This is a genomic window from Nocardioides daphniae, from assembly GCF_004777465.1.
Lineage (GTDB): Bacteria > Actinomycetota > Actinomycetes > Propionibacteriales > Nocardioidaceae > Nocardioides > Nocardioides daphniae.
Map to the genome: position 1 here is coordinate 2,093,372 of NZ_CP038462.1, position 24,363 is coordinate 2,117,734.

The 24,363-nt window shown below is 71.5% G+C and carries 20 protein-coding genes and 3 pseudogenes; 11 read left to right on the forward strand and 12 right to left on the reverse strand.

Annotated features, from left to right (window positions below; translation table 11 throughout):
• Positions 1-14 precede the first annotated feature (14 nt).
• The 6 genes from E2C04_RS10270 to E2C04_RS10295 all read right to left on the reverse strand — a co-directional run bounded on the left by E2C04_RS10270 (position 15) and on the right by E2C04_RS10295 (position 7,608).
• Positions 15-320 carry a helix-turn-helix domain-containing protein gene (locus E2C04_RS10270; RefSeq protein WP_135832507.1) on the reverse strand — a complete coding sequence of 102 codons (306 nt, stop codon included), beginning with the start codon at positions 318-320 and terminating at the stop codon, positions 15-17.
• Between the two features lie 42 nt (positions 321-362).
• On the reverse strand, positions 363-878 hold the full coding sequence (locus E2C04_RS10275; protein WP_135832508.1) for a CinA family protein: 516 nt from the start codon (positions 876-878) through the stop codon (positions 363-365).
• 38 nt (positions 879-916) lie between these two features.
• Positions 917-1,537 carry a CDP-diacylglycerol--glycerol-3-phosphate 3-phosphatidyltransferase gene (gene pgsA / locus E2C04_RS10280; protein WP_135832509.1) on the reverse strand — a complete coding sequence of 207 codons (621 nt, stop codon included), beginning with the start codon at positions 1,535-1,537 and terminating at the stop codon, positions 917-919.
• The gene (gene rimO, locus E2C04_RS10285) at positions 1,534-2,991 is read right to left on the reverse strand and encodes a 30S ribosomal protein S12 methylthiotransferase RimO (protein ID WP_202977979.1); all 1,458 of its coding nucleotides are present in this window, start codon (positions 2,989-2,991) and stop codon (positions 1,534-1,536) included. The genes pgsA and rimO overlap by 4 nt, the downstream gene beginning before the upstream one ends.
• Before the next feature lie 151 nt (positions 2,992-3,142).
• Positions 3,143-5,005 (reverse strand): helix-turn-helix domain-containing protein, encoded by a 1,863-nt coding sequence (locus E2C04_RS10290; RefSeq protein ID WP_135832511.1) that lies wholly within the window; start codon positions 5,003-5,005, stop codon positions 3,143-3,145.
• The gene (locus tag E2C04_RS10295; protein ID WP_135832512.1) at positions 5,002-7,608 is read right to left on the reverse strand and encodes an FtsK/SpoIIIE family DNA translocase; all 2,607 of its coding nucleotides are present in this window, start codon (positions 7,606-7,608) and stop codon (positions 5,002-5,004) included. The genes E2C04_RS10290 and E2C04_RS10295 overlap by 4 nt, the downstream gene beginning before the upstream one ends.
• Positions 7,609-7,837: 229 nt before the next feature.
• Here E2C04_RS10295 and E2C04_RS10300 point away from each other — a divergent pair, with 229 nt between their 5' ends.
• From E2C04_RS10300 to E2C04_RS10310, 3 genes are all read left to right on the forward strand, one after another.
• Positions 7,838-8,788 carry a hypothetical protein gene (locus tag E2C04_RS10300; protein ID WP_135832513.1) on the forward strand — a complete coding sequence of 317 codons (951 nt, stop codon included), beginning with the start codon at positions 7,838-7,840 and terminating at the stop codon, positions 8,786-8,788.
• Positions 8,785-10,512, forward strand: coding sequence for a M4 family metallopeptidase (locus tag E2C04_RS10305; protein ID WP_135832514.1), 1,728 nt, complete (start codon positions 8,785-8,787; stop codon positions 10,510-10,512). Before E2C04_RS10300 ends, E2C04_RS10305 begins: the two co-directional genes overlap by 4 nt.
• 62 nt (positions 10,513-10,574) lie before the next feature.
• A complete protein-coding gene (locus E2C04_RS10310; protein WP_238694514.1) occupies positions 10,575-11,255 on the forward strand; it encodes an Ig-like domain-containing protein in 681 nt (226 codons plus the stop codon).
• Between the two features lie 106 nt (positions 11,256-11,361).
• Here the strand turns inward: E2C04_RS10310 and E2C04_RS10315 are convergent, their stop codons facing one another.
• The gene (locus E2C04_RS10315; protein WP_135832516.1) at positions 11,362-12,231 is read right to left on the reverse strand and encodes a M56 family metallopeptidase; all 870 of its coding nucleotides are present in this window, start codon (positions 12,229-12,231) and stop codon (positions 11,362-11,364) included.
• A 10-nt stretch (positions 12,232-12,241) separates the two neighbouring features.
• On the reverse strand, positions 12,242-12,673 hold the full coding sequence (locus tag E2C04_RS10320; RefSeq protein ID WP_308632352.1) for a BlaI/MecI/CopY family transcriptional regulator: 432 nt from the start codon (positions 12,671-12,673) through the stop codon (positions 12,242-12,244).
• A 189-nt stretch (positions 12,674-12,862) separates the two neighbouring features.
• Between E2C04_RS10320 and E2C04_RS10325 the strand changes: the two are divergent.
• The 7 genes and pseudogenes from E2C04_RS10325 to cydC all read left to right on the forward strand — a co-directional run bounded on the left by E2C04_RS10325 (position 12,863) and on the right by cydC (position 18,650).
• A pseudogene (locus E2C04_RS10325) lies at positions 12,863-13,838 on the forward strand (cytochrome ubiquinol oxidase subunit I).
• On the forward strand, positions 13,796-14,242 hold the full coding sequence (locus E2C04_RS20930) for a cytochrome ubiquinol oxidase subunit I (protein WP_275106488.1): 447 nt from the start codon (positions 13,796-13,798) through the stop codon (positions 14,240-14,242). Before E2C04_RS10325 ends, E2C04_RS20930 begins: the two are co-directional and overlap by 43 nt.
• A gap of 13 nt (positions 14,243-14,255) precedes the next feature.
• Entirely contained in the window at positions 14,256-15,293 is a 1,038-nt protein-coding gene (cydB, locus tag E2C04_RS10330) for a cytochrome d ubiquinol oxidase subunit II (RefSeq protein WP_135832517.1), read from the forward strand.
• 6 nt (positions 15,294-15,299) lie between these two features.
• A pseudogene (cydD, locus tag E2C04_RS10335) lies at positions 15,300-16,616 on the forward strand (thiol reductant ABC exporter subunit CydD); the annotation flags it as partial.
• Between the two features lie 28 nt (positions 16,617-16,644).
• Positions 16,645-16,743 (forward strand): annotated as a pseudogene (locus E2C04_RS20935) (hypothetical protein); the annotation flags it as partial.
• A gap of 36 nt (positions 16,744-16,779) precedes the next feature.
• On the forward strand, positions 16,780-17,118 hold the full coding sequence (locus E2C04_RS18700) for a hypothetical protein (protein WP_202977743.1): 339 nt from the start codon (positions 16,780-16,782) through the stop codon (positions 17,116-17,118).
• Positions 17,058-18,650: a thiol reductant ABC exporter subunit CydC gene (gene cydC, locus E2C04_RS10340; RefSeq protein ID WP_158630663.1), complete on the forward strand. Its 1,593-nt coding sequence runs from the start codon at positions 17,058-17,060 to the stop codon at positions 18,648-18,650. The genes E2C04_RS18700 and cydC overlap by 61 nt, the downstream gene beginning before the upstream one ends.
• Before the next feature lie 78 nt (positions 18,651-18,728).
• Here the strand turns inward: cydC and E2C04_RS10345 are convergent, their stop codons facing one another.
• From E2C04_RS10345 to E2C04_RS10355, 3 genes are all read right to left on the reverse strand, one after another.
• On the reverse strand, positions 18,729-20,423 hold the full coding sequence (locus tag E2C04_RS10345; RefSeq protein ID WP_135832519.1) for a ribonuclease J: 1,695 nt from the start codon (positions 20,421-20,423) through the stop codon (positions 18,729-18,731).
• Positions 20,424-20,431: 8 nt separating this feature from the next.
• Positions 20,432-21,328, reverse strand: a complete 897-nt coding sequence (gene dapA, locus E2C04_RS10350) for a 4-hydroxy-tetrahydrodipicolinate synthase (RefSeq protein WP_135832520.1) — start codon at positions 21,326-21,328, stop codon at positions 20,432-20,434.
• Between the two features lie 79 nt (positions 21,329-21,407).
• Entirely contained in the window at positions 21,408-22,334 is a 927-nt protein-coding gene (locus tag E2C04_RS10355) for an LLM class F420-dependent oxidoreductase (protein WP_135832521.1), read from the reverse strand.
• Positions 22,335-22,489: 155 nt separating this feature from the next.
• On the opposite strand from E2C04_RS10355, the gene E2C04_RS10360 reads away from it, so the two are divergent.
• Complete coding sequence (locus E2C04_RS10360; RefSeq protein ID WP_135832522.1) at positions 22,490-23,932, forward strand: protein adenylyltransferase SelO; 1,443 nt, start codon at positions 22,490-22,492, stop codon at positions 23,930-23,932.
• Positions 23,933-23,936: 4 nt separating this feature from the next.
• Here E2C04_RS10360 and E2C04_RS10365 read toward each other — a convergent pair whose 3' ends face one another.
• Positions 23,937-24,338 carry an NUDIX hydrolase gene (locus E2C04_RS10365; protein ID WP_202977744.1) on the reverse strand — a complete coding sequence of 134 codons (402 nt, stop codon included), beginning with the start codon at positions 24,336-24,338 and terminating at the stop codon, positions 23,937-23,939.
• Positions 24,339-24,363: the final 25 nt, after the last annotated feature.

The following is a 24,363-nucleotide window of genomic DNA, read 5'->3' on the forward strand; positions in this document are numbered from 1 at the left end:
GGGCCCTCCCACCGTCAGGCGGCGGAGGCCACGACCTCGGCGGCGGAGGAACGAGCCGTCTCGAGGGACGCCATGCGGCCCATCGCCTCCTCGCGGGCGACCACGTCGCTGGCCTCGCGCAGGACGTAGGAGAGCGGCATGTCGAGGGCTGCGCACAGCGAGGCGAGGAGCTCGGAGGAGGCCTCCTTCTGGCCTCGCTCGATCTCGGAGATGTATCCGAGGGAGACACGGGCCTCGGCCGACACCTCGCGCAGCGTCAGACCACGCTCCATCCGGGCGGCACGCAACACCTCGCCCAGCGTCCGGCGAAACAGCACCATGCGTCCTCCTCGATCAAGCAGTGGTTCGACGTGGGGGCAACGCTACCCGACGGCTGGTTCTTCCCTGCGGAGGATTCCCAGCAACAGGTCCAGGACCGCCTCGACGGTGGCGCGCTGGATCTCCGGACGGCCGCCGTCCAGGGCCAGCTGTCGGGAGACCACCCCCTCGGGGGAGGCGACGGCGACGTGCACGGTCCCCGCTGCTTTGCCCTCCTGCTCGTCGGGCCCGGCGACCCCGGTGGTCGCGACGCCGTACGTCGTGGCGAGCAGGCTGCGTACGCCCTCGGCCATCGCCTCCGCGCACGGCGACGAGACCACGCCGTGGTGGACGACGACGTCGGACGGTACGCCGAGGACGTCGACCTTGACGCGCGTCGCGTAGGAGACGACCCCTCCGACGAACGTCCGGGAGGCGCCCGGCACGCCCGTGACCGCGGCAGCGACCTGTCCCCCGGTCAGCGACTCCGCGGCTGCCAGCGTCGCGCCGGCGCCCACGAGCTCGGCGACCACCTCGGCCGCGCGGTCGGTCAGCTCCGCGTCGATGGGCGACGACTCCACGGTGCCTCCAGCCGGGTCAGGGGCGCGTCAGGACGGGGTCAGGACTTCAGTGCGGCGCGCTGGCGCCAGACCTCACGGTAGAACTCGTAGCCCGACCACACGGTCATCACCACGGCACCGGCCAACGCGGCCTGACCGAGGTAGAAGACGCCCTCGCCGACGATGCCGAGCCCGTCGAAGGCTCCTCCGTGGGCGCCACCGTGCGGGAGCGGCATGACCAGCAGGCCGAGGGCCAGGCCCTGCAGCGCAGTCTTCACCTTGCCCGACTGGGCGGCCGGCATGACGACCTTCTTGAGCACCGACAGCCGCAGGATCGTGACGCTCCACTCGCGCAGCAGCACGACGATGGTGACCCACCACCAGATGTCCCCGGTGACCGAGAGGCCGATGAAGGCCATCCCGGTGATCGCCTTGTCGGCGATCGGGTCGGCGATCTTGCCGAAGTCGGTGACGAGGTTGTACTTGCGCGCCAGGTCACCGTCGATCTTGTCGGTGATCATGGCGCCGGCGAAGATCCCGAAGGCGATCCAGCGCCACATGGTGGAGTCCCCACCGTCCATGAGCAGCGCCCAGCCGAAGACCGGGACGAGCAGGATGCGCAGCGTGGTCAGTGCGTTGGGCACGTTCCAGTTGCTGGGCTTGGTGACCACCTCGGTCATCGTGTCTCTCCGTTCTCCGCCTGCGCGACCAGGTCGACGCCCTGGCTGTCCACGACCTCGGCCCACAGCAGGTCTCCGATGCGTACGTCGTCGGGAGCACCCACCAGCTCGGTGGTGCCGTCGACCTCCGGGCCCTGGTGTTGGGCACGTCCTTCGACGACACCGTCCTCCAGGCGCTCCACGAGCACCTGCACGCGCTCCCCGATGCGCTCCTCGGCGCGCTGCGTCGTCAACTCCTCGACCAGGGCGTTGACGTGCGCGACGCGGGCCGCGACCTCGTCGGGGTCGAGCTTGCCGTCGTACGTCGCCGCCTCGGTGCCGTCCTCGTCGGAGTAGCCGAAGACGCCGGTGACGTCGAGGCGAGCGGCCTCGAGGAAGTCGCAGAGCGTCTCCAGGTCTTCCTCGGTCTCACCGGGGAAGCCGACGATCACGTTGGAGCGGATGCCGGCCTCGGGTGCCTCGGCGCGCACCTGCTCGAGCAGGGTGAGGAAGCTCTGCGGGTCGCCGAAGCGACGCATGCGGCGCAGCACCGACGCGCTGGCGTGCTGGAAGGAGAGGTCGAAGTAGGGCACGACGCCGGGCGTACGCGCCACGGCCTGCACCAGCCCGGGCCGCGTCTCGGCCGGCTGCATGTAGGAGACGCGCACCCACTCGATGCCGTCGATCGCGGCGAGCTCCGGCAGCAGGGTCTCCAGCAGGCGCAGGTCGCCGAGGTCCTTGCCGTAGGAGGTCGAGTTCTCGCTGACCAGGAAGAGCTCCTTGACGCCCTGCGTGGCGAGCCACTGCGCCTCGTGCAGCACGTCGCTGGGACGGCGCGAGACGAAGGAGCCGCGGAAGCTGGGGATGGCGCAGAAGGAGCAACGACGGTCGCAGCCGCTGGCCAGCTTGAGCGGGGCCATCGGTCCGCCGTCGAGGCGGCGGCGCATGGCACGGGGGCCGCTGGCCGGCGCCGACGCGGCGTCCAGGTCGGGGGCCTGGATCACCGGAGCCTCGACCAGGGGGGCGTGGCCGGGGACGCTGATCGTGCTGGCGTCACGGTCGACGGGCGAGATCGGCAGCAGGGCACGGCGGTCGGCCGGCACGTGCGGCTCGTGCTTCTCCCCACCCAGGATCGAGCGCAGGCGCGCGGCGATGTCGGGGTAGTCGTCGAAGCCCAGGACGGCATCGGCCTCGGGCAGCGAGTCGGCGAGCTCCTTGCCGTAGCGCTCGGCCATGCAGCCGACGGCGACGACGGCCTGCGTACGCCCCTGCTCCTTGAGGTCGCTGGCTTGGAGCAGCGTGTCGACGGAGTCCTTCTTGGCGGACTCCACGAAGCCGCAGGTGTTGACCACGACGGTGTCGGCCAGGTCGGGGTCGTCGACGAGCCGGAAGCCGTCGGCCTCGAGGCGACCGGCCAGCTCCTCGGAGTCGACCTCGTTGCGGGCGCAGCCGAGGGTGACCACGGCGACGCTGATCGGCCCGGCGGAGTCGGGGGAAGTAGGCGTGTCCATCGGGAGACGAGTATGCCCGCCCGGCCACCGAACGGCCGCATCCCCAGGTGGGGTGTGCGACACGTCCGGAGCCGGACGGGCAGGGCTCGGGCAGCGGGCTGTCCCGGGCGGGGTCTCAGTCGGCGTAGGTGCCCTGGGCGGGCTCGCCGGCCTCGCCGACGGCGCCACGCTTCTTGCCGGCGACACTCACGGTGACCGACCCGTCGCTGGCTTGGACGCGGACGGGCGGGGCGGCCTTGACCTCGGTGCTCTCGCCGATCGCCAGGTCTCCCTGGAAGACGATGGAGCCGCCGGCGTCGCGGACGACGACCTCGGCACCGCTCGTCGGGGCCGCGACCTTCACCTTCACCGGGTCGGCCAGCGAGTTGCCGACACCACCCGGGCCACCGGATCCGTTGAGCACCGGGGTGCCGTCAGTGCCCTGCGGGGCGTCCATGACGAGGCGGGCCACCGACCAGGCGAGGACCAGGGCCATCACCACGGCGACCAGGATCGACCAGTTGGGGCCGCCCTTGGTGCCGCGGATCGAGCCGTGCGACCCGGTGGCCAGCTCGGCCTCGAAGACGCGGCGCGGGTCGATCGGGGCGTTCGCGTAGCGCTCGTCGTAGGAGACCAGCAGCGGTGCCACGTCGATGCCGAGCACGCGGGCCAGCGTGCGCAGGTGGCCGCGGGCGTAGAAGTCGCCGCCGCACGGCACGAAGTCGTCGACCTCGATGGCCTCGATGACGTGCGGACGGATGCGGGTGCGCTCGGCGAGCTGGTCGGTGGTGAGACCCAGCCGCGTCCGGGCGGCGCGCAGCTCGGGGCCGACGACGGGGTCCTGGGCGGGCTCGACCACGAAGTCGTCGACGACCACCGGGGCGACCGGCTGACCCTCGCGGGCGATCGGGCGGACCCGCTCACCCCAGGTCTGGTCCTCCTCGAAGAAGTCGACCTCGGCGCTCTCCATGAGCTGGGTGTCGTCGGAGGCCGGGGCGGACACGCTGCTGACGGCCTCGCTGCGCGACGGCGCGACGATCGAGCGCACCGGGGCCGGGGTCTCACTCGGCTCGACGTCGCGGGCGAGGACGTCCTCGACGGGCCCCTCCACCACGACGGCCTCGACCGGCTCGACGTCGGACCCGGAGTCGTCACGGCCGCGTCGGGTGACCAGGGCGGTCACGCCGGCGCGGGCACGGTCGAGCAGACCCGCCGAGCGCGTACGCGGTGTGGTCGCGCTCGCCTCGTCGTCCGACCGCTCGACCGGCTCGAGGGACTCAGCCGGCTCGTCGACGTACGTCGGAGCGAGCTCCTCGGCCGCCGCCGGGGCGTCGACGGCGCCGACGGTGTCCTGGCTCTCCCAGGTCTCCGACGTGGTCTCGTCCTCCACGGGGGCGGCCTCGCCCACGACGACGACCTCCGCACCGCGGCTGGCCAGTCGGTCGAGACCAGCGGTCAGGTCGTCACCGGCGCCGACGACGCGGGTGCCGAGCCCGAGCGGCAGGGCGAGCGGGCCGCCGTACATCCGCGGCGGCGACGCGCGCGTGCCGGGCGGCCGCGGGGCCGACCTCGGCGAGCAGGCGGTCGGGGTTGTGCGGGACGACGTTGAGCACGCCGTCGCGCAGCAGCCCGCGCCGGGGACGGTGCTCGACCCGCTCCACGGCCGACCAGGGCAAGCCCACCCAGGCGCGGCCCAGGCGCAGGCGCACCCCTGGTCGTCGGCGACGAGCAGTGGCGTGCGCGCGTCCACCAGGGTCGCCAGCCAGAGCGCGCCGAGGCCACCCATCAGGGCCACCAGGATCCAGTCGCCGACCGAGGCGGAGCTGATCGCTCGCCCGAACCAGGCGATGGCGACGCCGGAGGCGAGGGTGCCGACCACGGCGGCGACCGCGGAGTTGCGGCGCACCTCCACGATCTCCCCGGCCAGGCTCAGCCCGGGCGTGTCCTGGACGACGTGGTCGTCGTGGAGCTGCTCGGCCGTGTTGTCTGCAGTGTTCATCGCTCCCCCTCGAGCGTCGCGATCACTCCGTCGATCTCGTCAGGCTTGACCAGCACGTCGCGGGCCTTCGATCCCTCGCTGGGTCCGACGACGCCGCGGCTCTCCAGGATGTCCATCAGGCGTCCGGCCTTGGCGAAGCCGACGCGCAGTTTGCGCTGCAGCATCGAGGTCGAGCCGAACTGGGTGGAGACGACCAGCTCGATGGCCTGGATGACCAGGTCGAGGTCGTCGCCGATGTCGTCGTCGAGCTCGCGCTTGGCGGCCGCCGGCGCGGTGACCTCCTCGACGTACGTCGGCTCGAGCTGGTTCTTGCACGCCGAGACCACCTCGTGGATCTCCGCCTCGGTGACCCAGGCACCCTGCACGCGGATCGGCTTGGAGGCACCCATCGGCAGGAAGAGGCCGTCACCCTGGCCGACGAGCTTCTCAGCGCCGGGCTGGTCGAGGATGACGCGGCTGTCGCCGAGGCTGGAGGTGGCGAAGGCGAGGCGCGAGGGCACGTTGGCCTTGATCAGGCCGGTCACGACGTCGACGGACGGACGCTGGGTGGCCAGCACCAGGTGGATGCCGGCCGCGCGCGCCAGCTGGGTGATGCGGACGATCGCGTCCTCGACGTCGCGCGGGGCGACCATCATCAGGTCGGCGAGCTCGTCGACGATCACCAGCAGGTAGGGGTACGGGGTCAGGACCCGCTCGGAGCCCGGGGGCACCTCGACCTTGCCGGCGCGGACGGCCTTGTTGAAGTCGTCGACGTGGCGGTAGCCGAAGTTGGCCAGGTCGTCGTAACGCATGTCCATCTCGCGCACGACCCACTGCAGCGCCTCGGCGGCCTTCTTGGGGTTGGTGATGATCGGGGTGATCAGGTGCGGGATGCCCTCGTAGGCGTTGAGCTCCACGCGCTTGGGGTCGACCATGATCATCCGGACCTCGTCGGGCGTCGCGCGCATCATGATCGAGGTGATCATCGAGTTGATGAACGACGACTTTCCGGAGCCGGTGGCACCGGCGACGAGCAGGTGGGGCATCTTCGCGAGGTTGGCCACGACGAAGCCACCCTCGACGTCCTTGCCCAGGCCGGCCACCATCGGGTGGTGGTTGTTGCGCGCCACGTCGGAGCGCAGCACGTCACCCAGCGACACGATCTCCTTGTCGGCGTTGGGGATCTCGACGCCCACGGCCGACTTGCCCGGGATCGGGCTGAGGATGCGCACGTCGGCCGAGGCGACCGCGTACGCGATGTTGCGCTGGATGTTGGTGATCTTCTCGACCTTGACGCCGGGGCCGAGCTCGACCTCGTACCGGGTCACCGTCGGGCCACGCGTGTAGCCGGTGACGGCCGCGTCGATGCCGAACTCGTCGAGCACCTGGGTGAGGCGTCCGACGACGTCGTCGGAGGCCTTCGTACGCGCCTTGTGCGGCGAGCCGGGCTGCAGGACGGTGCTGGCGGGGAGCGTGTAGGTCACGTCGCCGGACAGGGCGAGCTGCTCCACGCGCGGCGGCAGCGGGGTGTGCGGCGGCGGCTCGACCACGGAGCCGGGGCTCGGCGCGTCGGCCACCACGGGGGCGAAGATGCCGACGCCGGCGTCGGTCTGCTCGGCGTCCTGCTCGAGGGCGACGTCGATCGGGTCGGGGCGCCGGCGCCGCTTGGTGATCTCGCGGTCCTCGACCAGCGGGGTGTCGTACGCCGGGTCCCCCATGTCGGGGTCGATCTCGTCGTCGGCACGCCGGCCGCGACGACGGCTGGTCGGCTCGTCGGACTCGTCCTCGTCGTAGTGGCGACCGAGCAGGCGGTCACGCAGCTCGGCGAGCCGGGTCGGCACCTGGTAGATCGGCGTTGCGGTGATGACCAGCACGCCGAAGACGGTGACGAGCACCAGGATCGGCACCACGACGAAGGGGGTGCGCAGCAGGTCCAGCAGGAGGCTGGAGACCACGAAGCCGACCGCTCCCCCGGCCTGCTGCAGCTCGCGGGCGTCGCCGAGGCTGGGCTGCGGGTTGCCGTTGGCGATGTGGACCAGGCCCAGGACGCCGAGGAGCACGGCCGTCCAGCCGATGACCTGGCGTCCGACCGGACCGTTGCGCTCGGGGTCGCGCAGCGTGCGCCACCCCAGGTAGGCGAAGGCGAGCGGCACGGCCCAGGCGACCTTGCCGACGGTGCCGGCGGTGGCGGAGCGGACCAGGTCCATCACCCCGCCGGGTGGCTGCCACCAGACGGCACCGGCCACCACCATCGCCAGGCCGAGCATGAAGAGGCCGACCCCGTCACGCCGCACCTCCGGGTCGAGGTCACGGGCGCCGTGGCCCAGGCTGCGCGCGACCGCGCCCACCCCGTGGGCCATGCCCATCCAGGTGGCGACCAGCGCGCGCCCGAGGGCGGCGAAGGTCCTGCTCACCGGTCCGGGGCCGTTGCGGACGGCTCGAGGTGCCGGACGTCGCGCCGCCTGGGCGGGGCGCGACGAACCACGTCCTGCCGACTTGGGGGCAGGACGTGAGGCACTCTTGCCGGCTCCGCTCGAGCCAGTACTCCGTGATCGGGTGTTCGAACCCTTGCCTGAAGTGCTCGAACTCCGCGACCGCGGCGGGGAAGACGTACGGGTCGCCATGCTGCGACCCTAGTTGATTCGCCTCACCAGTCACATGAACCACAGGTGCGTGTCGCTGCCCGCCCGCCTCGGCGCGGCGGGCTGACACTCGGATCGGGACACGGTCCAGAACTCGGAGTTGAAGGATCTTCGCGCTCACCCTTTACGCCCGAACATTTCTCTCCTTAGGGTGACGACACCCACACAATCTCGGGTGGCGTAGACACAGTTGTTCTCGGAAGGACACGACGTGAAGCTCCTCTCCCAGGGGCTTGCGCTGGTGGTGATCGGAGCCGGCCTCGCAGCCGCTCCCCTGACCGCGGCCCAAGCCCGCCCCGTCACACCCACACCCCCGGGTGTGCAGTCCATGAAGTCACAGGCCCAGGGCACCACCGCGGTCTCCGCCGAACCGGCCACCGGCCGTGTCGGCTTCATCCGGGTCAAGGGGTCGGGCGACCTCCTCCCCGCCCGTCCCGGCAAGGGCAAGGACGCCGCCGTGGCCAAGGCCGAGGCGTACGTGGCCCAGCACGCCACCGCCTTCGGTGCCCGCGCCGCCGAGCTCGAGCGCACCGGCGTCATCTCGTCGAAGACCGGCTGGACCGTCGACTTCGAGCAGGCCTACAAGGGCGTCCCGGTCTTCGGCTCCAAGCTGCGGGCCCACGTCGACGCCCAGGGCGACCTGGTCTCCGTCAACGGCTACGCCGCCCCCGACCTCAACCTCTCCGTCGAGCCGCGCTTCACCGCCGCCCAGGCCGCCGAGCGCGCCGTCACCACGGTGCGCCAGCAACCTCCCGGTGAGAACGGCAAGGCCGACACCACCGGCATCAAGGCCGCCTCCAACGACCTGGTCGTCTACCGCGTCGGCTCCACCCGCGGCGTCAAGGGTGAGGCCACCCTGGCGTACGTCGTCGAGGTCAGCAACGAGCGCAACGTGCGCGACGCCGTCTTCGTCGACGCCACCACCGGCAAGCTGCTCAACCGCTACTCGATCATCCACGAGGCGCTCGACCGTCGCCTGTACGAGGCCGACGAGGACCGCAACCTGACCCTGGTGTGGAAGGAGGGCGACCCGCTCCTGCCGGACCCGGCCGCCACCGTCAACGAGGACCAGGACTCGATGGTGAAGAGCACCGGCGAGAGCTACTGGCTCTTCCGCAACGCCTTCGGCCGTGACTCCTACGACGGCGAGGGGCGCGGATGAACACGATCAACAACGACCCGTCCATCTCCTGCCCCAACGCCAACTGGAACGGCGTCACCACCAACTACTGCGACGGCGTCTCCTCCGACGACGTCGTGGCGCACGAGTGGGGCCACGCCTACACCGAGTACACCTCCGGGCTGATCTACCAGTGGCAGTCGGGCGCGCTCAACGAGTCCTTCTCCGACATCTGGGGCGAGACCGTCGACATGGTCAACGGCCGCATGGACGAGGACGAGGGCGACCTCACCACGCCGCGTACGCCCGACCAGTGCTCGGCCTCGACCCGCGGCGACATCACGATGACGATCGACGCCCCCGCGGCGATCGCCGGTCCGTGCGCCGACGCCAGCCCGGCGGCCTTCGGCCCGACCTTCAGCCAGAGCGGCATCACCGCCGAGGTGGTCGTCGCCCAGGACGCCGTCGAGGGTGACGGCTACACCGCGACCGACGCGTGCTCGCCGTTCTCGAACGCGGGAGCGGTCTCGGGCAAGTTCGCCTACGCCGACCGTGGCTCCTGCACCTTCGCGGTCAAGGCGGCCAACGCCGAGGCCGCCGGCGCCACCGGCATCGTCGTCGGCGACAACGCCCCGGCCCGCCTGCCCATCCAGATGTCCGGCACGGCCGACATCTACGGCGTCATGGTGCGCCAGGAGGACGGCGCGAAGATCAAGTCCGCGACCGCGCCCGTCACCGTGACGGTCAAGGACGCCGGCACCACCCCGAAGGAGGAGAGCCTCCGCTGGCTCGTCGGCGAGGACTCGTCGGCCTTCGGCGGCGCGATCCGTGACATGTGGAACCCGACCTGCTACGGCGACCCGGGCAAGGTCACCGACGCCGAGTACCACTGCGACACCTCCGACGCCGGCGGCGTGCACAGCAACTCGGGCGTGCCGAACCACGCCTTCGCGCTGCTCACCGACGGCGGCACCTACAACGGCGTCACGGTCGAGGGCATCGGCCTCGACAAGGCCGCCGCCATCCACTGGCGGGCCCAGTCCAACTACCTCACCCCGGTCTCCGACTTCGTCGACCACGCCGACGCCCTCGAGGCGTCGTGCACCGACTTGGTCGGGTCCAGCGTGAACAAGTTGACGACGGCTCCCGACGCGACGCCCGTCGTCTCGGGCCAGCTCACCGCCGGCGACTGCACGCAGGTCGCCAACGCCGTCGCGGCGACCGAACTGCGTACGCCGCCGGAGCAGTGCAACTTCCAGCCGCTGCTCGACTCCGACACCCCGTCGCTCTGCGGCGACGGCCTGACCACCGACACCGTGTGGAGCGAGGACTTCGAGGACGGCCTGGCCGGCTGGGAGACCTCGCAGGAGATCGTCTACGAGGGCGGCTTCGGCGCACCCTGGGAGTCCGTGGCCGACGCGCCCGGGGCCAACGCCACCAAGGTGGCCTACGGTCCGGCCCCCGACCGCGGCGACTGCCAGGGAGGAGCCAACGACTTCTCCAGCCGTGACTCGATCACCAGCACCACGATCGAGCTCCCGGGCGCCGCGAACCGCTTCCCGAAGCTGTCGTTCGACCACTACGTGGCGACCGAGTCCGGCTACGACGGCGGCAACGTGAAGATCAGCGTCAACGGGGGTGGCTTCGCGCCGATCCCGGCCGAGGCCTACGTCTTCAACGCGCCCCCACGCTGGCCACCTCGGCCACCAACACCAACCCGCTCGCCGGGCAGCCGGGCTTCACCGGCACCGACGGCGGCGAGCTGACCGGCTCGTGGGGCACCTCCGTCGTTGACCTCGCCGCAGCCGGCGCCGGGGCGGGCGACTTGGTGCAGTTCCGCTTCGACATCGGTCGTGACGGCTGTGGTGGCGTCGACGGCTGGTACGTCGACAACGTCAAGGTCACCACCTGCCTGGTGGCGGTGGACGTCGAGGCCACCCACTCCCCCTCCCCGGTGGAGCAGGGCAAGCCCTCGAAGGTCACCGTGAAGGTCTCGCGTGACGGCACCGCCGGCTCCACCCCGACGGGTGAGGTCAGGCTGACCGGTCCGGGCGGAAAGGGCTTCGGCACCAAGACGGTGAAGAACGGCAAGGCGACGTTCGACCTGCCGAAGAACCTGCCTCTGGGCAGCCACACCTTCACGGCCGCCTACCTCGGCGAGGGGCAGTTCGCCCCCGCCAAGGACCAGGTCAAGGTCATCGTGAAGGCCAAGGCGAAGGCCGGGTCGACGACCCGCGCCAGCGTCGCGCCGAAGTCCTTGCGACCCCGTCAGGACTTCAAGGTGACGGTCACCGTGAAGTCGCGGGCCGTGAAGACGGTCAACGGTAAGGTCGTCCTGCGCGTCAAGGGCGCGAAGGTCGGCCAAGGCACGTTGCGCAATGGCAAGGTGGTCATCAAAGTGACGCGCAACTTCAAGCCCGGCAAGTACTCGCTGGTCGCGGCCTACATGGGCTCGGCGAAGGTGAAGGCGAGCCGGACGACCGTGAAGTTCACGGTCCGCAAGAGGTGAGGCCCAGCGTGAGCTGAGCTCCCACCCGCCGACAGGCACAGCGCGGGGCCCCGTCGACCACCCGGTCGGCGGGGCCTCGCACGCGTAACGGCGCCTCGTCGCCCGTCTACAGCTCGTTGAGCCAGGGCGCGACGACCAGCGCGGTCGGGGCCACCAGGAGGGCCCACGACGTCGCCAGGAGCAGGAAGACCTGCAGCGGTCGCGGTCGCAGCTCGCCGAGGACCCGGACCCGCTCGACCAGGTCGACGGTGCCGGCCCCCATCGCCCCCTCAGGGGCCCGGCCACCAGCCATGGTCAGCAGCGCGTGGCCGAGGTCCTTCGCGCTCCCCACCTTGAGGGCGGCGCGGTCGGCGAGGATCTCCACGAGCAGCTGGACCTCGCGCAGCGCGGCGCAGGAGGAGACCCACGTCGGGAAGGCGCGGTGCAGCACCGTGAAGGCCTCCAGCACCAGGTCGTGGCGCGCCTTGAGGTGGGCGCTCTCGTGCGCGAAGACGGCGTTGAGCTGGCGTTCGTCCAGGCGTTGGAGCGTCGCACCGGAGACCACCACGCGCGGGTTGCCCACCCCGGGCACGCAGTAGGCGACCGGCACGTCGTGGTCGAGCACGCGTACGCGGCCGTGGGCACCGAGACGCTCGGCGACCAGGTCGAGCTGCTCGCGGTGGCGCCTGCGGGTCGCGCGCAGGGAGGTGCCGACCCGGTGGCCCGAGAGCAGCAGGCGTACGACCACCGACACAGTCAGCAGCCCGGCCAGCACCGCGGCCGCGAGCTCGAGCGGTCCGTGGTCCTTGTTCCAGGTCGAGTCGGTGATCAGCGAGAGGCCGGCACCGACGGCCGAGAGCACGGCAGCCAGGGCCACGGCCTGCCACAGCACCATGGCCGTGAAGGGCGTGTGGTGCAGGCGCCGCCAGCGGGCCAGGAGCGCGGGCACGGGGCCCGCCAGCAGGACCGCGGTGGCCCCGAGGACGAAGGGTGTCATCGGCGCCGGGTCAGCTGGCGTCCAGCGCCGCGAGCGCACGACGCAGTGCTGCCAGGTCCTCGGCGGAGGCCTCCTCGACGAAGGCGACGAGGGCGGGCTCCCGCTCACCGGAGCCGAGGTCCGAGAGGGTGCCCCGCATCAGGTCGGCCGTCATCTCCGCGCGCGTGGTGCGGGCGAGGTAGCGGTAGGCACGCCCCTCCTTGTGCTGGATCGTCATCCCCTTGCGGGCGAGGCGATCCATCACCGTCATCACGGTCGTGTAGGCGACGTCCCGCGTCTGCGACAGGGCGGCGTGCACCTCGCGGACAGTGACCTCCTGGCCCTCGTCGAGGTCCCAGAGCACGTCCATCACGGCACGCTCCAGGTCGCCCAGCTGCGCCTTGCCGGCGGTGCGGGTGGTGGTCGTGGAGCGTGCGGCGGAGAGCTTCTTCTTCACTGTCACCCCCCAAGTGTACCTACGAGTCAACACGTACTACTCTCCGTAGTAATTCGTACTACCGTGTGTAGTAGTTCGGGCGGACCGACGAGTGCCGAACCGCCCCTGAGTCCCACACCTGTTGGAGGAACCGTGGAAGTCCTGGACATCGCGAGATGGCAGTTCGGCATCATCACCGTCTACCACTTCCTGTTCGTGCCGCTCACCATCGGACTGACCATGCTGATCGCGGTCATGGAGACGATCTGGGTGCGCACGCGCAAGGAGGAGTACCTGCGCCTGGTGAAGTTCTTCGGGAAGCTCTTCCTGATCAACTTCGCACTCGGCCTCGTCACCGGCATCGTGCAGGAGTTCCAGTTCGGCATGAACTGGTCGGACTACTCGCGCTTCGTGGGTGACGTCTTCGGGGCTCCCCTGGCCGTGGAGGGCCTCCTCGCCTTCTTCCTCGAGTCGACCTTCCTCGGACTGTGGATCTTCGGCTGGGACAAGCTGCCGCGTGCCCTGCACGCCGCCTGCATGTGGCTCGTCCACCTCGGCACGCTGGCCTCGGCCTGGTTCATCCTGGCCGCCAACAGCTGGATGCAGCACCGGTCGGGCACACGTACAACCCGGAGACCGGGCGCGCGGAGCTCGTCGACTTCGCCGCGGTGATGTTCAACAAGGTCCAGCTGGTCACCTTCCCGCACGTGGTGCTCGCCGCCTACATGACCGCTGGCGCGTTCATGGTCGGCGTCGCGGCCTACCTGTACGTCTCGAAGCGGCACCAGCACGACCGCGCGCTCTACCACAAGGCGATCCGCATCGCGCCGTCGCGGCACTGGTCGGCGGCCTGGGGGTCGCGGTCTCGGGCGACATCCAGGGCAAGATCATGACCGAGGTCCAGCCGATGAAGATGGCGGCCGCGGAGGGTCTCTACGAGACCACGACCACCGCGCCCTTCTCGGTGCTGACCATCGGCCGCCTCGACGGCTCGGAGGCACTCGGCATCATCGAGATCCACGGACTGACCTCGTTCCTCGCCACCGGGTCGTTCAACGGCACCGTCGAGGGCATCAACCCGCTGCGTGAGCGCTACATCGAGACCTACGGCCAGGACCCGGCGCGGCGTACTACAGCGCCACCGACTACGTGCCGGTCATCCCGATCACCTACTGGTCGTTCCGCTTCATGATGGGTCTGGGCATCTGGGTCGCCCTCGGCGCTGCGGTCCTGCTGTGGGCCACCCGCAAGGGCCGGGTGCCGCACGGTCGGCGCTGGCCGGCCGTCCTCGGCCTGTCGCTGCCGATCACCGCGGTCGCCGCGAACTCGTTCGGCTGGATCTTCACCGAGATGGGTCGTCAGCCCTGGGCCGTCTACGGCCTGATGACCACCGAGAACGCGGTCTCGCCCGGCGTCAGCGTCTTCGAGGCGGCCACCTCGCTGATCGTCCTCACGCTGCTCTACGCCGTGCTCGCGGTCGTCGAGGTCGCCCTGCTCGTCAAGTACGTGAAGCTCGGCGCCGAACCGTTCACCGAGCCCCCGGAGGTCCCTCTGGGCGGCCACGACGACGACCGCCCCATGGCGTTCGCCTACTGAGAGGAGAGGGACCATGGAACTCACCACCGTCTGGTTCGCGCTCATCGCGATCCTCTGGATCGGCTACTTCACCCTCGAGGGTTTCGACTTCGGCGTCGGCATGCTGCTGCCCAGGCTCGCGACCAACGAGAAGGAACGACGCGTCATGTACAACACCGTCGGCCCGGTCTGGGACGGCAACGAGGTGTGGGTGCTCGTCGCGGGCGGCGCGACCTTCGCCGCCTTCCCCGAGTGGTACGCCACGCTCTTCAGCGGCTTCTACCTGCCGCTGCTGCTCATCCTGGTCGCGCTCATCGTGCGCAACCTCGCCTTCGAGTACCGGCACAAGCGTGACGACGACACCTGGCGCAAGCGCTGGGACATGGCGCTGATCGTGGGCTCGTGGCTCCCCGCCGTGCTGTGGGGCGTGGCCTTCGCCAACATCGTGGCCGGCGTGCCGATCGACGCCGACAAGGAGTTCACCGGCACGCTCTTCACCCTGCTCAACCCGCTGGGCCTGCTCGGCGGACTCGTCACCGCGAGCCTCTTCGCCACCCACGGTGCCATCTTCGTGGCGCTGAAGACCGATGGCGAGATCCGCTACCGGGCCCGCGAGATGGCGACGAAGCTCGGTGTGGTGGCCGCCGTCCTGGCGGTCGTCTTCATGGGCTGGATCCAGGTGAAGACCGGCGACACCGCGTCGGCCGTCGCCTTCGTCCTGGCCGCCCTGGCCCTGGTCGGCGCACTCGTCGCCAACCTCCAGGGCCGCGAGGGCTGGGCCTTCATCGGCACCTTCGCGACCATCGCCCTGGCGGTCTCGGGGCTCTTCCTGGGCCTCTTCCCCGACGTGATGCCGTCGACGACCGACGCGGCCTTCTCGTTGACCACCACCAACGCCGCGGCCACCGCGTACACGCTCAAGGTGATGACGTGGGTGGCGGTGATCTTCACGCCGATCGTGCTGATCTACCAGGGCTGGACCTACTGGGTCTTCCGCAAGCGCATCACCGTGGCGCACATCCCGGACCACGTCGAGCACACCCTCCCCACCCACGAGATCGCGGAGAAGTGACCTGAGATGAAGCCCTTCGACCCTGCGCTCGTCCCGCACCTCCTGCCCGCACGCCGACCCCTGGTGGTCGGGCTGGTGGCCGGGACGGCGCAGGGTCTGCTGGCCGTCGCCCAGGCGTGGGCGGTCGGTGTGCTGATCGTCCGGCTGGTCACCGACCCCACCGGCGACGACTGGCACTCCCCCGCCCTCTGGCTCGCCGGCGTCGTCGTGGCGCGGGCCCTGGCGACGTACGTCGTCGACGTGAGCGGGGCGCGAGCCTCGGCCATCGTCTCGACCACCCTGCGGCGCCGGCTCCTGACGGCCGCCTCGCAGCTGGAGGCCGTCGACCTCTCGCGCCGTCGCACCGGCGAGATGACCGCGCTGGCCACCCGCGGCATGGCCGCGGTCGAGCCCTACCTGACCCGCTACCTGCCCTCCCTCGTGCTGGCCGCCGTGCTGCCCGCGGCGACGGTCGCGACCATCTTCTGGCTCGACTGGTTCTCGGGCCTGATCGTGGTGCTGACGCTCCCGCTGGTGCCCGTCTTCGCGATCCTCATCGGCCTCAACACCCGCGACCGCGCCGACCGGCAGTGGCGCGAGATGGCGACGCTGTCGGGGCACTTCCTCGACGTCGTACGCGGCCTGCCCACCCTCGTCGCCCACCGTCGGGCCGGGGCCCAGTCGCGCAGCATCCGAGCGGTCACCGACCGCTACCGTCGAGCGACGCTGGAGACCCTCAAGATCGCCTTCGTCTCGTCGGCTGCGCTGGAGTTCATCGCGACGATCTCGGTCGCCCTGGTCGCCGTCGTGGTCGGCCTGCGGCTGGCCGCCGACGGGCTCGACTTCGAGACCGCTTTGATCGTGCTCCTGCTGGCGCCGGAGGCCTACTGGCCGTGGCGCCGGGTGGGCGCGGAGTTCCACGCCGCCGCCGAGGGCACCGCCACCTTCGAGGCGGCCTCCGCGCTGCTCGACGGCGCGGAGCCGACGCTCCGCCCCGGGACCACCCCCGCTCCCCTGCCCCTGGGTCGCGGCCTGGAGGTGCACGGAGTCGGATTCACCTACCCCGGGCGCCAGGACCCTGCCCTCGCGCCGCTCACCGCCGACCTCGGCCAGCGCGGGCTCGTCGCCGTGACCGGCCCCTCGGGTGCCGGCAAGTCGACCCTGCTCGCCCTGCTGCTCGGCGAGCTCACCCCGACCGCTGGCGCGGTCACCGTCGACGGAGACCCGCTCACCACCGACCAGCTCGCCGCCTGGCACGCGAGCGTGGCCACCGCTCCCCAGCGGCCCTGGCTGACCGCCGGGTCGATCGCCGACAACCTGCGACTGGGGCGACCCGCCGCGAGCCGCGGAGCTGTGGGCCGCCCTCGACGCGGTGGACCTGCGTACGGTCGTCGCCGCCCTCCCCGCTGCCCTCGAGACGCCGCTGGGCGAGGACGGCGCCGGACTCTCGGCCGGGCAGCGTGCCCGTCTGGGTCTGGCCCGCGTCGTCCTGGCCGCCCGGCCGGTCGTGCTGCTCGACGAGCCGAGCGCCCACCTCGACGCCGAGTCGGAGGCCGTGCTGCTGCGCACGCTGCGCCGCCTGGCTGAGCAGTCGCTGGTCGTCGTCGTCGCCCACCGCGACACCGTGGTGGCCGCCGCCGACCGCGTGGTCGAGGTCGCTGCTCCCGTCCGTGGCGCCGACGCCGAGCCAGCGGCCGCCATCGACGCCCCGGCGCGCGCGGTGGTCGCCCCGCCCCCGTCGAGCTCGACGACGAGCCGGCCCGCTACGGGCTGCGCACCGGCATCGTGCTCGGGGCGCTCTCGGTGGCCTCGGGCGTCGCCCTCACCGCCACCGCGGCGTGGCTGATCACCCGCGCCTCGGAGCACCCGCCAGTGATGTACCTGATCGTCGCCATCGTCGGTGTCCGCACCTTCGGCCTGGCCCGTCCGGTGCTGCGCTACGTGGAGCGGCTGGTCTCGCACGACGCCGCCTTCCGGCTGCTGGCCGAGCGTCGCGCCCAGGTGTACGACGCCCTGGTCCCGCTGGTGCCGGGCCGCCTCGGCGTCCGCCGGGGTGACCTGCTGACCAGCGTGGTCGACGACGTGGACGCCCTGGTCGACGAGCAGCTGCGGGTGCGCCAGCCGCGCTTCACCGCGGCCCTCGTGGTCGCCGTCGCGCTGCTCTTCACGGTGCTCGTGCACCCCGCGGGTGCCCTGGTGGTCGCCGGCCTCTGCCTCGCCGGCCTCCTCGCCCACGTGGTCCCCCTGGTCGGCGTGCGCTCGGCCGAGGGCGACTTCGTGGCCGCCCGCGCCGCGGTGTCGACGCAGGTGGAGACCTACCTGCACAGCCTGCGTCAGTGGGTGCTGTGGCAGGCACGCGACCGCGTCCTCGACGACGTGGACACCGCCTCTGACCGACTCGGTCGAGCCGCCCTCCGCTCGACCCGGGCCAGCGCCCTGGGCCACGCCCTGGTCGTCCTCGTCTGCGGCCTCGGCCTGGTGCTGATGGCCCGGGTGATGGCCGGGCCGCTGGCCGACGGAGCCCTGTCGCCGGCCATGACCGCCCTGCTGGTGATGCTGCCACTGGCGCTGGCCGACGTCTTCGTCCCGTTGGTAGACGCGGCCCCGGTGGCCGTGCGTACGCAGGCCGCCCGCGAACGGCTCGACGCCCTGACCGGCATGGCGCCGGCCGTCGTGGTCACCGCCGCGGCCTCGACCGCGGAGCTGAGCGCGCACCCCGACGGCGGCCTCGAGCGGGTCTCGCTGGCCTGGGGCGAGACCCCCGCCGTGGTCGACCTCGACCTCGCCCTGCCGGCCGGTGCCCGCGTCGGCATCGTCGGCCCCAGCGGTTGCGGCAAGTCGACGGTCGCCGCGGGCCTGCTGCGCTTCCTCGACCCCAGCGCCGGACGCGTGGTCTGGGACGGCACGGATGCCCGCAGCCTCCACCCGGACACGATCCGCGAGCGGGTCGGACTGGTCGACGACGACCCGTACGTCTTCGCCTCGACCGTGCTCGAGAACGTACGCCTCGCGCGGCCCGAGGCCGACGACACCGAGGTCCTCGACGCGCTCACCCGGGCGCACCTCGGCCCGTGGGTGGCCGCGCTGCCGCACGGCGTCGAGACGATGGTCGGCGAGGGGCACGCCCACGTCTCCGGCGGTGAGCGCGCCCGGCTGGCGATGGCCCGGGCACTGCTGGCCGACCAGCCGGTGCTGGTGCTCGACGAGCCGACCGCCCACCTCGACGCCGAGACCGCCCGAGCGGTGGCCGGCGAGCTGCTCGACGACGCGGGGCGCACGGTCGTGTGGATCACCCACGGGACCATCGGGCTGGACGCGATGGACCGGGTCCTGGAGCTCGGGAGCGGGGCGCCTGCCGACCTCACGTCGGCGCGCTGACCCGCCGCTCTCCCGGCAGGACGCCAGCGGCCCCGGACACCTCAGGTGTCCGGGGCCGCTCTCCGTACGTCGTGGGGCTCAGGCCTCGATGACGACGGGCACGATCATCGGGCGGCGGCGGTGGGCCTTGTTGACCCAGCGGCCGACCACCCGGCGCACCACCTGCTGGAGCTGGTAGGTGTCGACGACCCCCTCCGACATCGCCGTCTCGATGGCCTTCACGATCTGCGGCTTGACCGAGTCGAAGGTGGAGTCGTCCTCGGCGAAGCCGCGGGCGTGCATCTCCGGCCCGGAGGAGACCTTGCCGGTGACCGAGTCGACCACCGTGATGATCGAGATGAAGCCCTCCTCGGCCAGGATGCGGCGGTCCTTGAGCGAGGTCTCGGTGATGTCGCCACCGATCGTCGTGCCGTCGACGAAGACGTAGCCGCAGTCGACCTTGCCGACGATCCGGGCGCGACCGTCCTCGAGGTCGACGACGACGCCGTCCTCGGCGATCACGATGTGCTCGTCGGGGACGCCGGTGTCGCGGGCCAGGTCGGCGTTGGCACGCATGTGCCTGATCTCGCCGTGCACCGGCATCACGTTGCGCGGCTTGACGATGTTGTAGCAGTAGAGGAGCTCGCCGGCGCTGGCGTGACCGGAGACGTGGACCAGCGCGTTGCCCTTGTGCACGACGTTGGCGCCGAGCTTGGAGACGCCGTTGATGACGCGGAAGATCGCGTTCTCGTTGCCCGGGATCATCGACGAGGCGAGGATGACGGTGTCGCCCTCCTCGAGGTGGACGAACGAGTGGTTGCGCTGTGCGATGCGGCTCAGCGCCGAGAGCGGCTCACCCTGCGAGCCGGTCGAGATCAGCACCTGACGCTCGGGCGGCAGCTTCGCGAGCTCCTTGGCGTCGACCAGGACGTCCGGCGGCACGTTGAGGTAGCCGAGGTCCTTCGCGATCTGCATGTTGCGCACCATCGAGCGACCGACGTACGCGACCTTGCGGTCGTGCGCCACGGCGGCGTCGAGGGCCTGCTGCACGCGGTGCACGTGGGAGGCGAAGCAGGCGACGATGATGCGCTGCTTGGACTTGTAGAACGCACGGTCGAGGACCGGGCCGATGTTCTTCTCGTGCGTGGTGAAGCCGGGCACCTCGGCGTTGGTCGAGTCGGTGAGGAAGAGGTCCACACCCTCCTCGCCGAGGCGGGCGAAGGCGCGCAGGTCGGTGACGCGGCCGTCGAGCGGCAGCTGGTCCATCTTGAAGTCACCGGTGTGCAGGACCATGCCGGCGCCCGTGCGGATCGCCACCGCGAGCGCGTCGGGGATCGAGTGGTTGACCGCGACGAACTCGAGGTCGAAGGGGCCGAACGCGATGCGGTCGCCCTCACGGACGACGTGGTGCACGGTCTCCTTCAGACGGTGCTCGCGCAGCTTGGCGCCGAGCAGCGCCAGGGTGAGCTCCGAGCCGACCAGCGGGATGTCCTCACGCTCGCGCAGCAGGTAGGGCGTGGCGCCGATGTGGTCCTCGTGCCCGTGGGTGAGGACGAGCGCCTCGACGTCGTCCAGGCGCCCGCGGATGGCGTCGAAGTCCGGGAGGATCAGGTCGACGCCGGGGTGGTGCTCCTCGGGGAAGAGAACGCCGCAGTCGACGATGAGCAGGCGCCCGTCGTACTCGAAGACGGTCATGTTGCGGCCGACCTCGCCGAGGCCGCCCAGGGCGATGACACGAAGGGCTCCCTCGGCGAGCGGGGGAGCTTCGTCGAGTTCAGGGTGGGGATGCGACATGCAGTTCCTCAGATCAGGCCTGCGGCGGTGAGTCCTTCGCGCAGGGCTTCGTACTCGGTGTCGTCCAGCGGCACCAGCGGGCCACGGACGTTGCGGTTGTCGAGGACACCTGCGAGCTGCAGGGCCCCCTTCGCGGTGGTGGCGCCATAGTTGGCGACGCCCATGACGGCGTCGAAGGCCGGCGTCAGGCCTCGGAAGATGTCGAGGGCGGCAGCGTGGTCGCCGCCCAGGAAGGTGTCGATCATGGTCGCGAGCTGGCGGCCCGCGACGTGGCCGACGACGGAGACGAGCCCGCAGCCACCGTGGGCCAGGAAGCTCAGCGTGGCGACGTCGTCGCCGGAGTAGACCGCGTATCCCATGTCGGCCAGGCGCGTCGTCCGGACCATGTCGCCGTGGGCGTCCTTGACGGAGATGACCTTGTCGGACTCGAAGGCCCGCTCGTAGGTCTCCATGGCGACGGTGATGCCGGTGCGGCCGGGCACGTCGTAGAGCATGACCGGCAGGTCGGTCGCGTCGGTGACGGTGGTGAAGTGGTGGAGCACGCCACGCTGGGACGGCTTGTTGTAGTACGGCGCGACGAGCAGGACGCCGTCGACGCCGATCTTGGCGGCGTTGCGGGCGAGCTCGACGGAGTGCTGCGTCGCGTTGGTGCCGACGCCGGCGATGACGGTGGCGCGGCCACCGACCGCGTCCTTGACGGCGCGGAGAATCTCCGCGTCCTCCTCGACCGTGGTGGTGGGTGACTCGCCCGTCGTGCCGGAGACGACGACACCCTCGTTGCCGTTGTCGACCAGGTGGGCGGCGATCCGCGCGGTCCCGTCGAGGTCCACCGACCCGTCGTCCTTGAACGCGGTGGCCATGGCGGTCAGCAGACGTCCGAAGGGGGCGATGGGTGCGGTGCTCATGGAGGCAAGGCTATCCCGGCCCGGTCCGCGGTCCGCGACAGGTGAACCGGTGTGGTCACCTGTCGCGTCCGCGGAGGCGTCAGCGCACGTGCGGCATGACCTGCTCGGCCACCAGCGCCAGGTGGTCGAGGTCGGCCAGGTCGAGCACCTGCAGGTAGAGGCGCTTGCTGCCCAGGGCGGCGAAGCGCTCGATCTTCTCCACCACCTCTTCGGGGGTGCCGGCCAGGCCGTTGGCGCGCAGCTCGTCGGCCTCACGGCCGATCGAGGCGGCCCGGCGGGCAACCTCGGTCTCGTCCTGGCCGACGCAGAGCACCAGCGCGTTGGACCAGGTCATGGTCGCGGGGTCGCGGTCGATCTTCTCGCAGGCGGCAGAGACGCGGTCGAACTGCTCGCGGGTCTCCTGCTCGTCGACGAAGGGCAGGTTGAACTCGTCGGCGAAGCGGGCCGCGAGCGCCGGCGTACGACGCTTGCCGCGACCGCCGATGAGCACCGGGGGCTTCTCCTGCGTCGGCTTGGGCAGCGCCGGGGAGTCGGTGAGCGTGTAGTGGTCACCCGCGAAGGAGTACGTCTCCCCCACCGGCGTGCCCCACAGGCCCGTCACGATCTCGAGCTGCTCGGCGTAGCGGTCGAAGCGCTCGCGGGTGTCGGGGAACGGGATGCCGTAGGCCGTGTGCTCCTCGGTGAACCAGCCGGCTCCCAGGCCGAGCTCCACACGGCCACCGCTCATCTGGTCGACCTGCGCCACCTGGATGGCGAGCACGCCGGGGTGGCGGAAGGTCGCCGACGTCATCAGCGTGCCGAGGCGGATGGTGCTGGTGTCGCGGGCCAGGCCGGCCAGCGTGGTCCAGGCGTCGGTCGGACCGGGCAGGCCGTCGCCACCCATCGTCAGGTAGTGGTCGGAGCGGAAGAACGCCCCGAAGCCGAGCCGCTCACTCGCTCGGGCGACAGCGAGGAGGTCGTCGTAGGTGGCGCCCTGCTGGGGTTCGGTGAAGATGCGGAGTTCCATGCCTTTACCTTGCCGCACCCGTCCGCGCCTGGCACCCCAGGGGCCACGGCCGCGGGAGCTCGGTGCGCCGATGGTCACATCACGCTGCGGCCAGCTGACAGGCGAGCTCGCGCCTGCAGCGACCCCGCCGTACCGGCCCCGCCTAGGCTTGTGGCGTGACGGTCTCCCTCAAGCACCACTTCGTCGACGCCCTCCCCGAGCTCGCAACCCCCACGCAGGCGCACCCGTTCGCCGAGCCGCAGCTGGTCGTGCTCAACGAGCCGCTGGCGGCCGAGCTCGGCCTGGACGCCGAGTGGCTGCGTACGCCGGACGGCACCCGGTTCCTCGTCGGCCAGGGCCTCCCCGACGACGCGAAGCCGGTGGCGCAGGCCTACTCCGGCCACCAGTTCGGCGGCTACTCCCCACGCCTGGGCGACGGCCGTGCCCTGCTGCTCGGTGAGGTCGAGACCCCGCAGGGACTCCGCGACATCGCCCTGAAGGGCTCCGGCCCGACGACGTACGCCCGGGGCGGCGACGGGTTCGCCGCGCTCGGGCCGATGCTGCGCGAGTTCCTCGTCAGCGAGTCGATGCACGCCCTGGGCATCCCGACCACCCGTTCGCTGGCCGTGGTCGCCACCGGTGAGCCGGTGCTGCGCGAGGAGGGCGCCCTGCCCGGCGCGGTCCTGGTCCGGGTGGCCGCCAGCCACCTGCGCGTCGGCACCTTCCAGTACGCCCGTGCGAGCAACCAGATGCGGGTGCTGGTGAAGCTGGCCCGCTACGCCCTGGAGCGCCACCACACCGACGACCTGCAGCCCGAGAACCCGCCGCTGGCGCTCTTCGAGCACGTGGTCGACGCCCAGGCGCGGCTGGTGGCCCAGTGGCTGACCGTCGGCTTCGTGCACGGCGTGATGAACACCGACAACGTCGCGATCTCGGGCGAGACCATCGACTACGGCCCCTGCGCCTTCCTCGACTCCTACAACCCCGGCGCCGTCTTCAGCTCCATCGACACGGGCGGCCGCTACGCCTACGGCAACCAGCCGACCGTGACCCAGTGGAACCTGGCCCGCTTCGCCGAGGCGCTGCTCCCGATCATCACCGACGCGGAGGCGGAGGCCGTGGAAGCGGCGACCGCCGTCCTGGACACCTTCCCGGCGCGGTTCAACCAGGCCTGGATGGCGGCGATGGCCGCCAAGCTCGGCCTCGCCCCCGACACCGACGGCCTGGTCGACCTCGTCACCGAGCTCCACGGCTACCTCGAGGCGAGCGGGGTCGACTTCACCACCTTCTTCCGTGACCTCGCGACGGCGGCCCGCGGCGACCGGGAGCCGGGTCGCGGTGCCACGCTCGAGCTGCAGCAGCTCGACGCCTGGCTGGAGAAGTGGCTGGCCCACTCCCCCGACGCCGACGCGATGGACCGGGTCAACCCGGTGCACATCCCGCGCAACCACCTCGTCGAGGAGGCACTGGCCGCATCGCTCTCCGGTGACCTGGCTCCGTTCGCGGCGCTGCTCGACGCCGTACGCCGCCCCTACGACCCGATCCCGGGTGGCGAGCGCTTCACGCAGCCCGCGCCGGCCGGCTTCGCCGAGACCTTCCGGACCTTCTGCGGGACCTGAGGCGTCAGGCGGTGCGTCGCTGCCGCGCCCGCAGCAGCGGCATGACGTTGAACTCCAGCATCGGGGCCAGGTCGTCGTACGTGCCGTCGAGGTCGGTCCAGCGCAGCTCGGCGATCTCGCCGGCCAGCACCGGCTCGCCGGGCAGCTCGGCGGCGTAGACCGTCGAGTGCAGCTGGTGGCCGGGCTCGTTGGCGGCCTCGGAGGTGAACTCGCCGAGCAGCTCGAGGTCGGTGATCGTCAGCGACACCTCCTCGGCGGTCTCCCGCACGGCGCAGTCGAGCGCGCTCTCGCCCGGCTCGGGCTTCCCACCGACCAGCATGAAGCGGCTGGTGCCCTGCTTGCGGACGGTGAGCACGGCGCCGTCGCGCACGAGCGCGACGGCTGAGACGACGATCTGGGGAGCCACGCCGCCATTGTGCCGGGTGGCGACG

Bases quoted from the DNA above. Each gene is read 5' to 3' on its own strand.
- E2C04_RS10305 (WP_135832514.1), top strand. From the start codon at position 8,785: ATGAACACGATCAACAACGACCCGTCCATCTCCTGCCCCAACGCCAAC.
- E2C04_RS10355 (WP_135832521.1), bottom strand. From the start codon at position 22,334: ATGGAACTCCGCATCTTCACCGAACCCCAGCAGGGCGCCACCTACGAC.
- E2C04_RS10315 (WP_135832516.1), bottom strand. From the start codon at position 12,231: ATGACACCCTTCGTCCTCGGGGCCACCGCGGTCCTGCTGGCGGGCCCC.
- E2C04_RS10270 (WP_135832507.1), bottom strand. From the start codon at position 320: ATGGTGCTGTTTCGCCGGACGCTGGGCGAGGTGTTGCGTGCCGCCCGG.
- pgsA (WP_135832509.1), bottom strand. From the start codon at position 1,537: ATGACCGAGGTGGTCACCAAGCCCAGCAACTGGAACGTGCCCAACGCA.
- dapA (WP_135832520.1), bottom strand. From the start codon at position 21,328: ATGAGCACCGCACCCATCGCCCCCTTCGGACGTCTGCTGACCGCCATG.
- E2C04_RS10295 (WP_135832512.1), bottom strand. From the start codon at position 7,608: ATGGCGACCCGTACGTCTTCCCCGCCGCGGTCGCGGAGTTCGAGCACT.
- E2C04_RS10345 (WP_135832519.1), bottom strand. From the start codon at position 20,423: ATGTCGCATCCCCACCCTGAACTCGACGAAGCTCCCCCGCTCGCCGAG.
- cydB (WP_135832517.1), top strand. From the start codon at position 14,256: ATGGAACTCACCACCGTCTGGTTCGCGCTCATCGCGATCCTCTGGATC.
- E2C04_RS10290 (WP_135832511.1), bottom strand. From the start codon at position 5,005: ATGAACACTGCAGACAACACGGCCGAGCAGCTCCACGACGACCACGTC.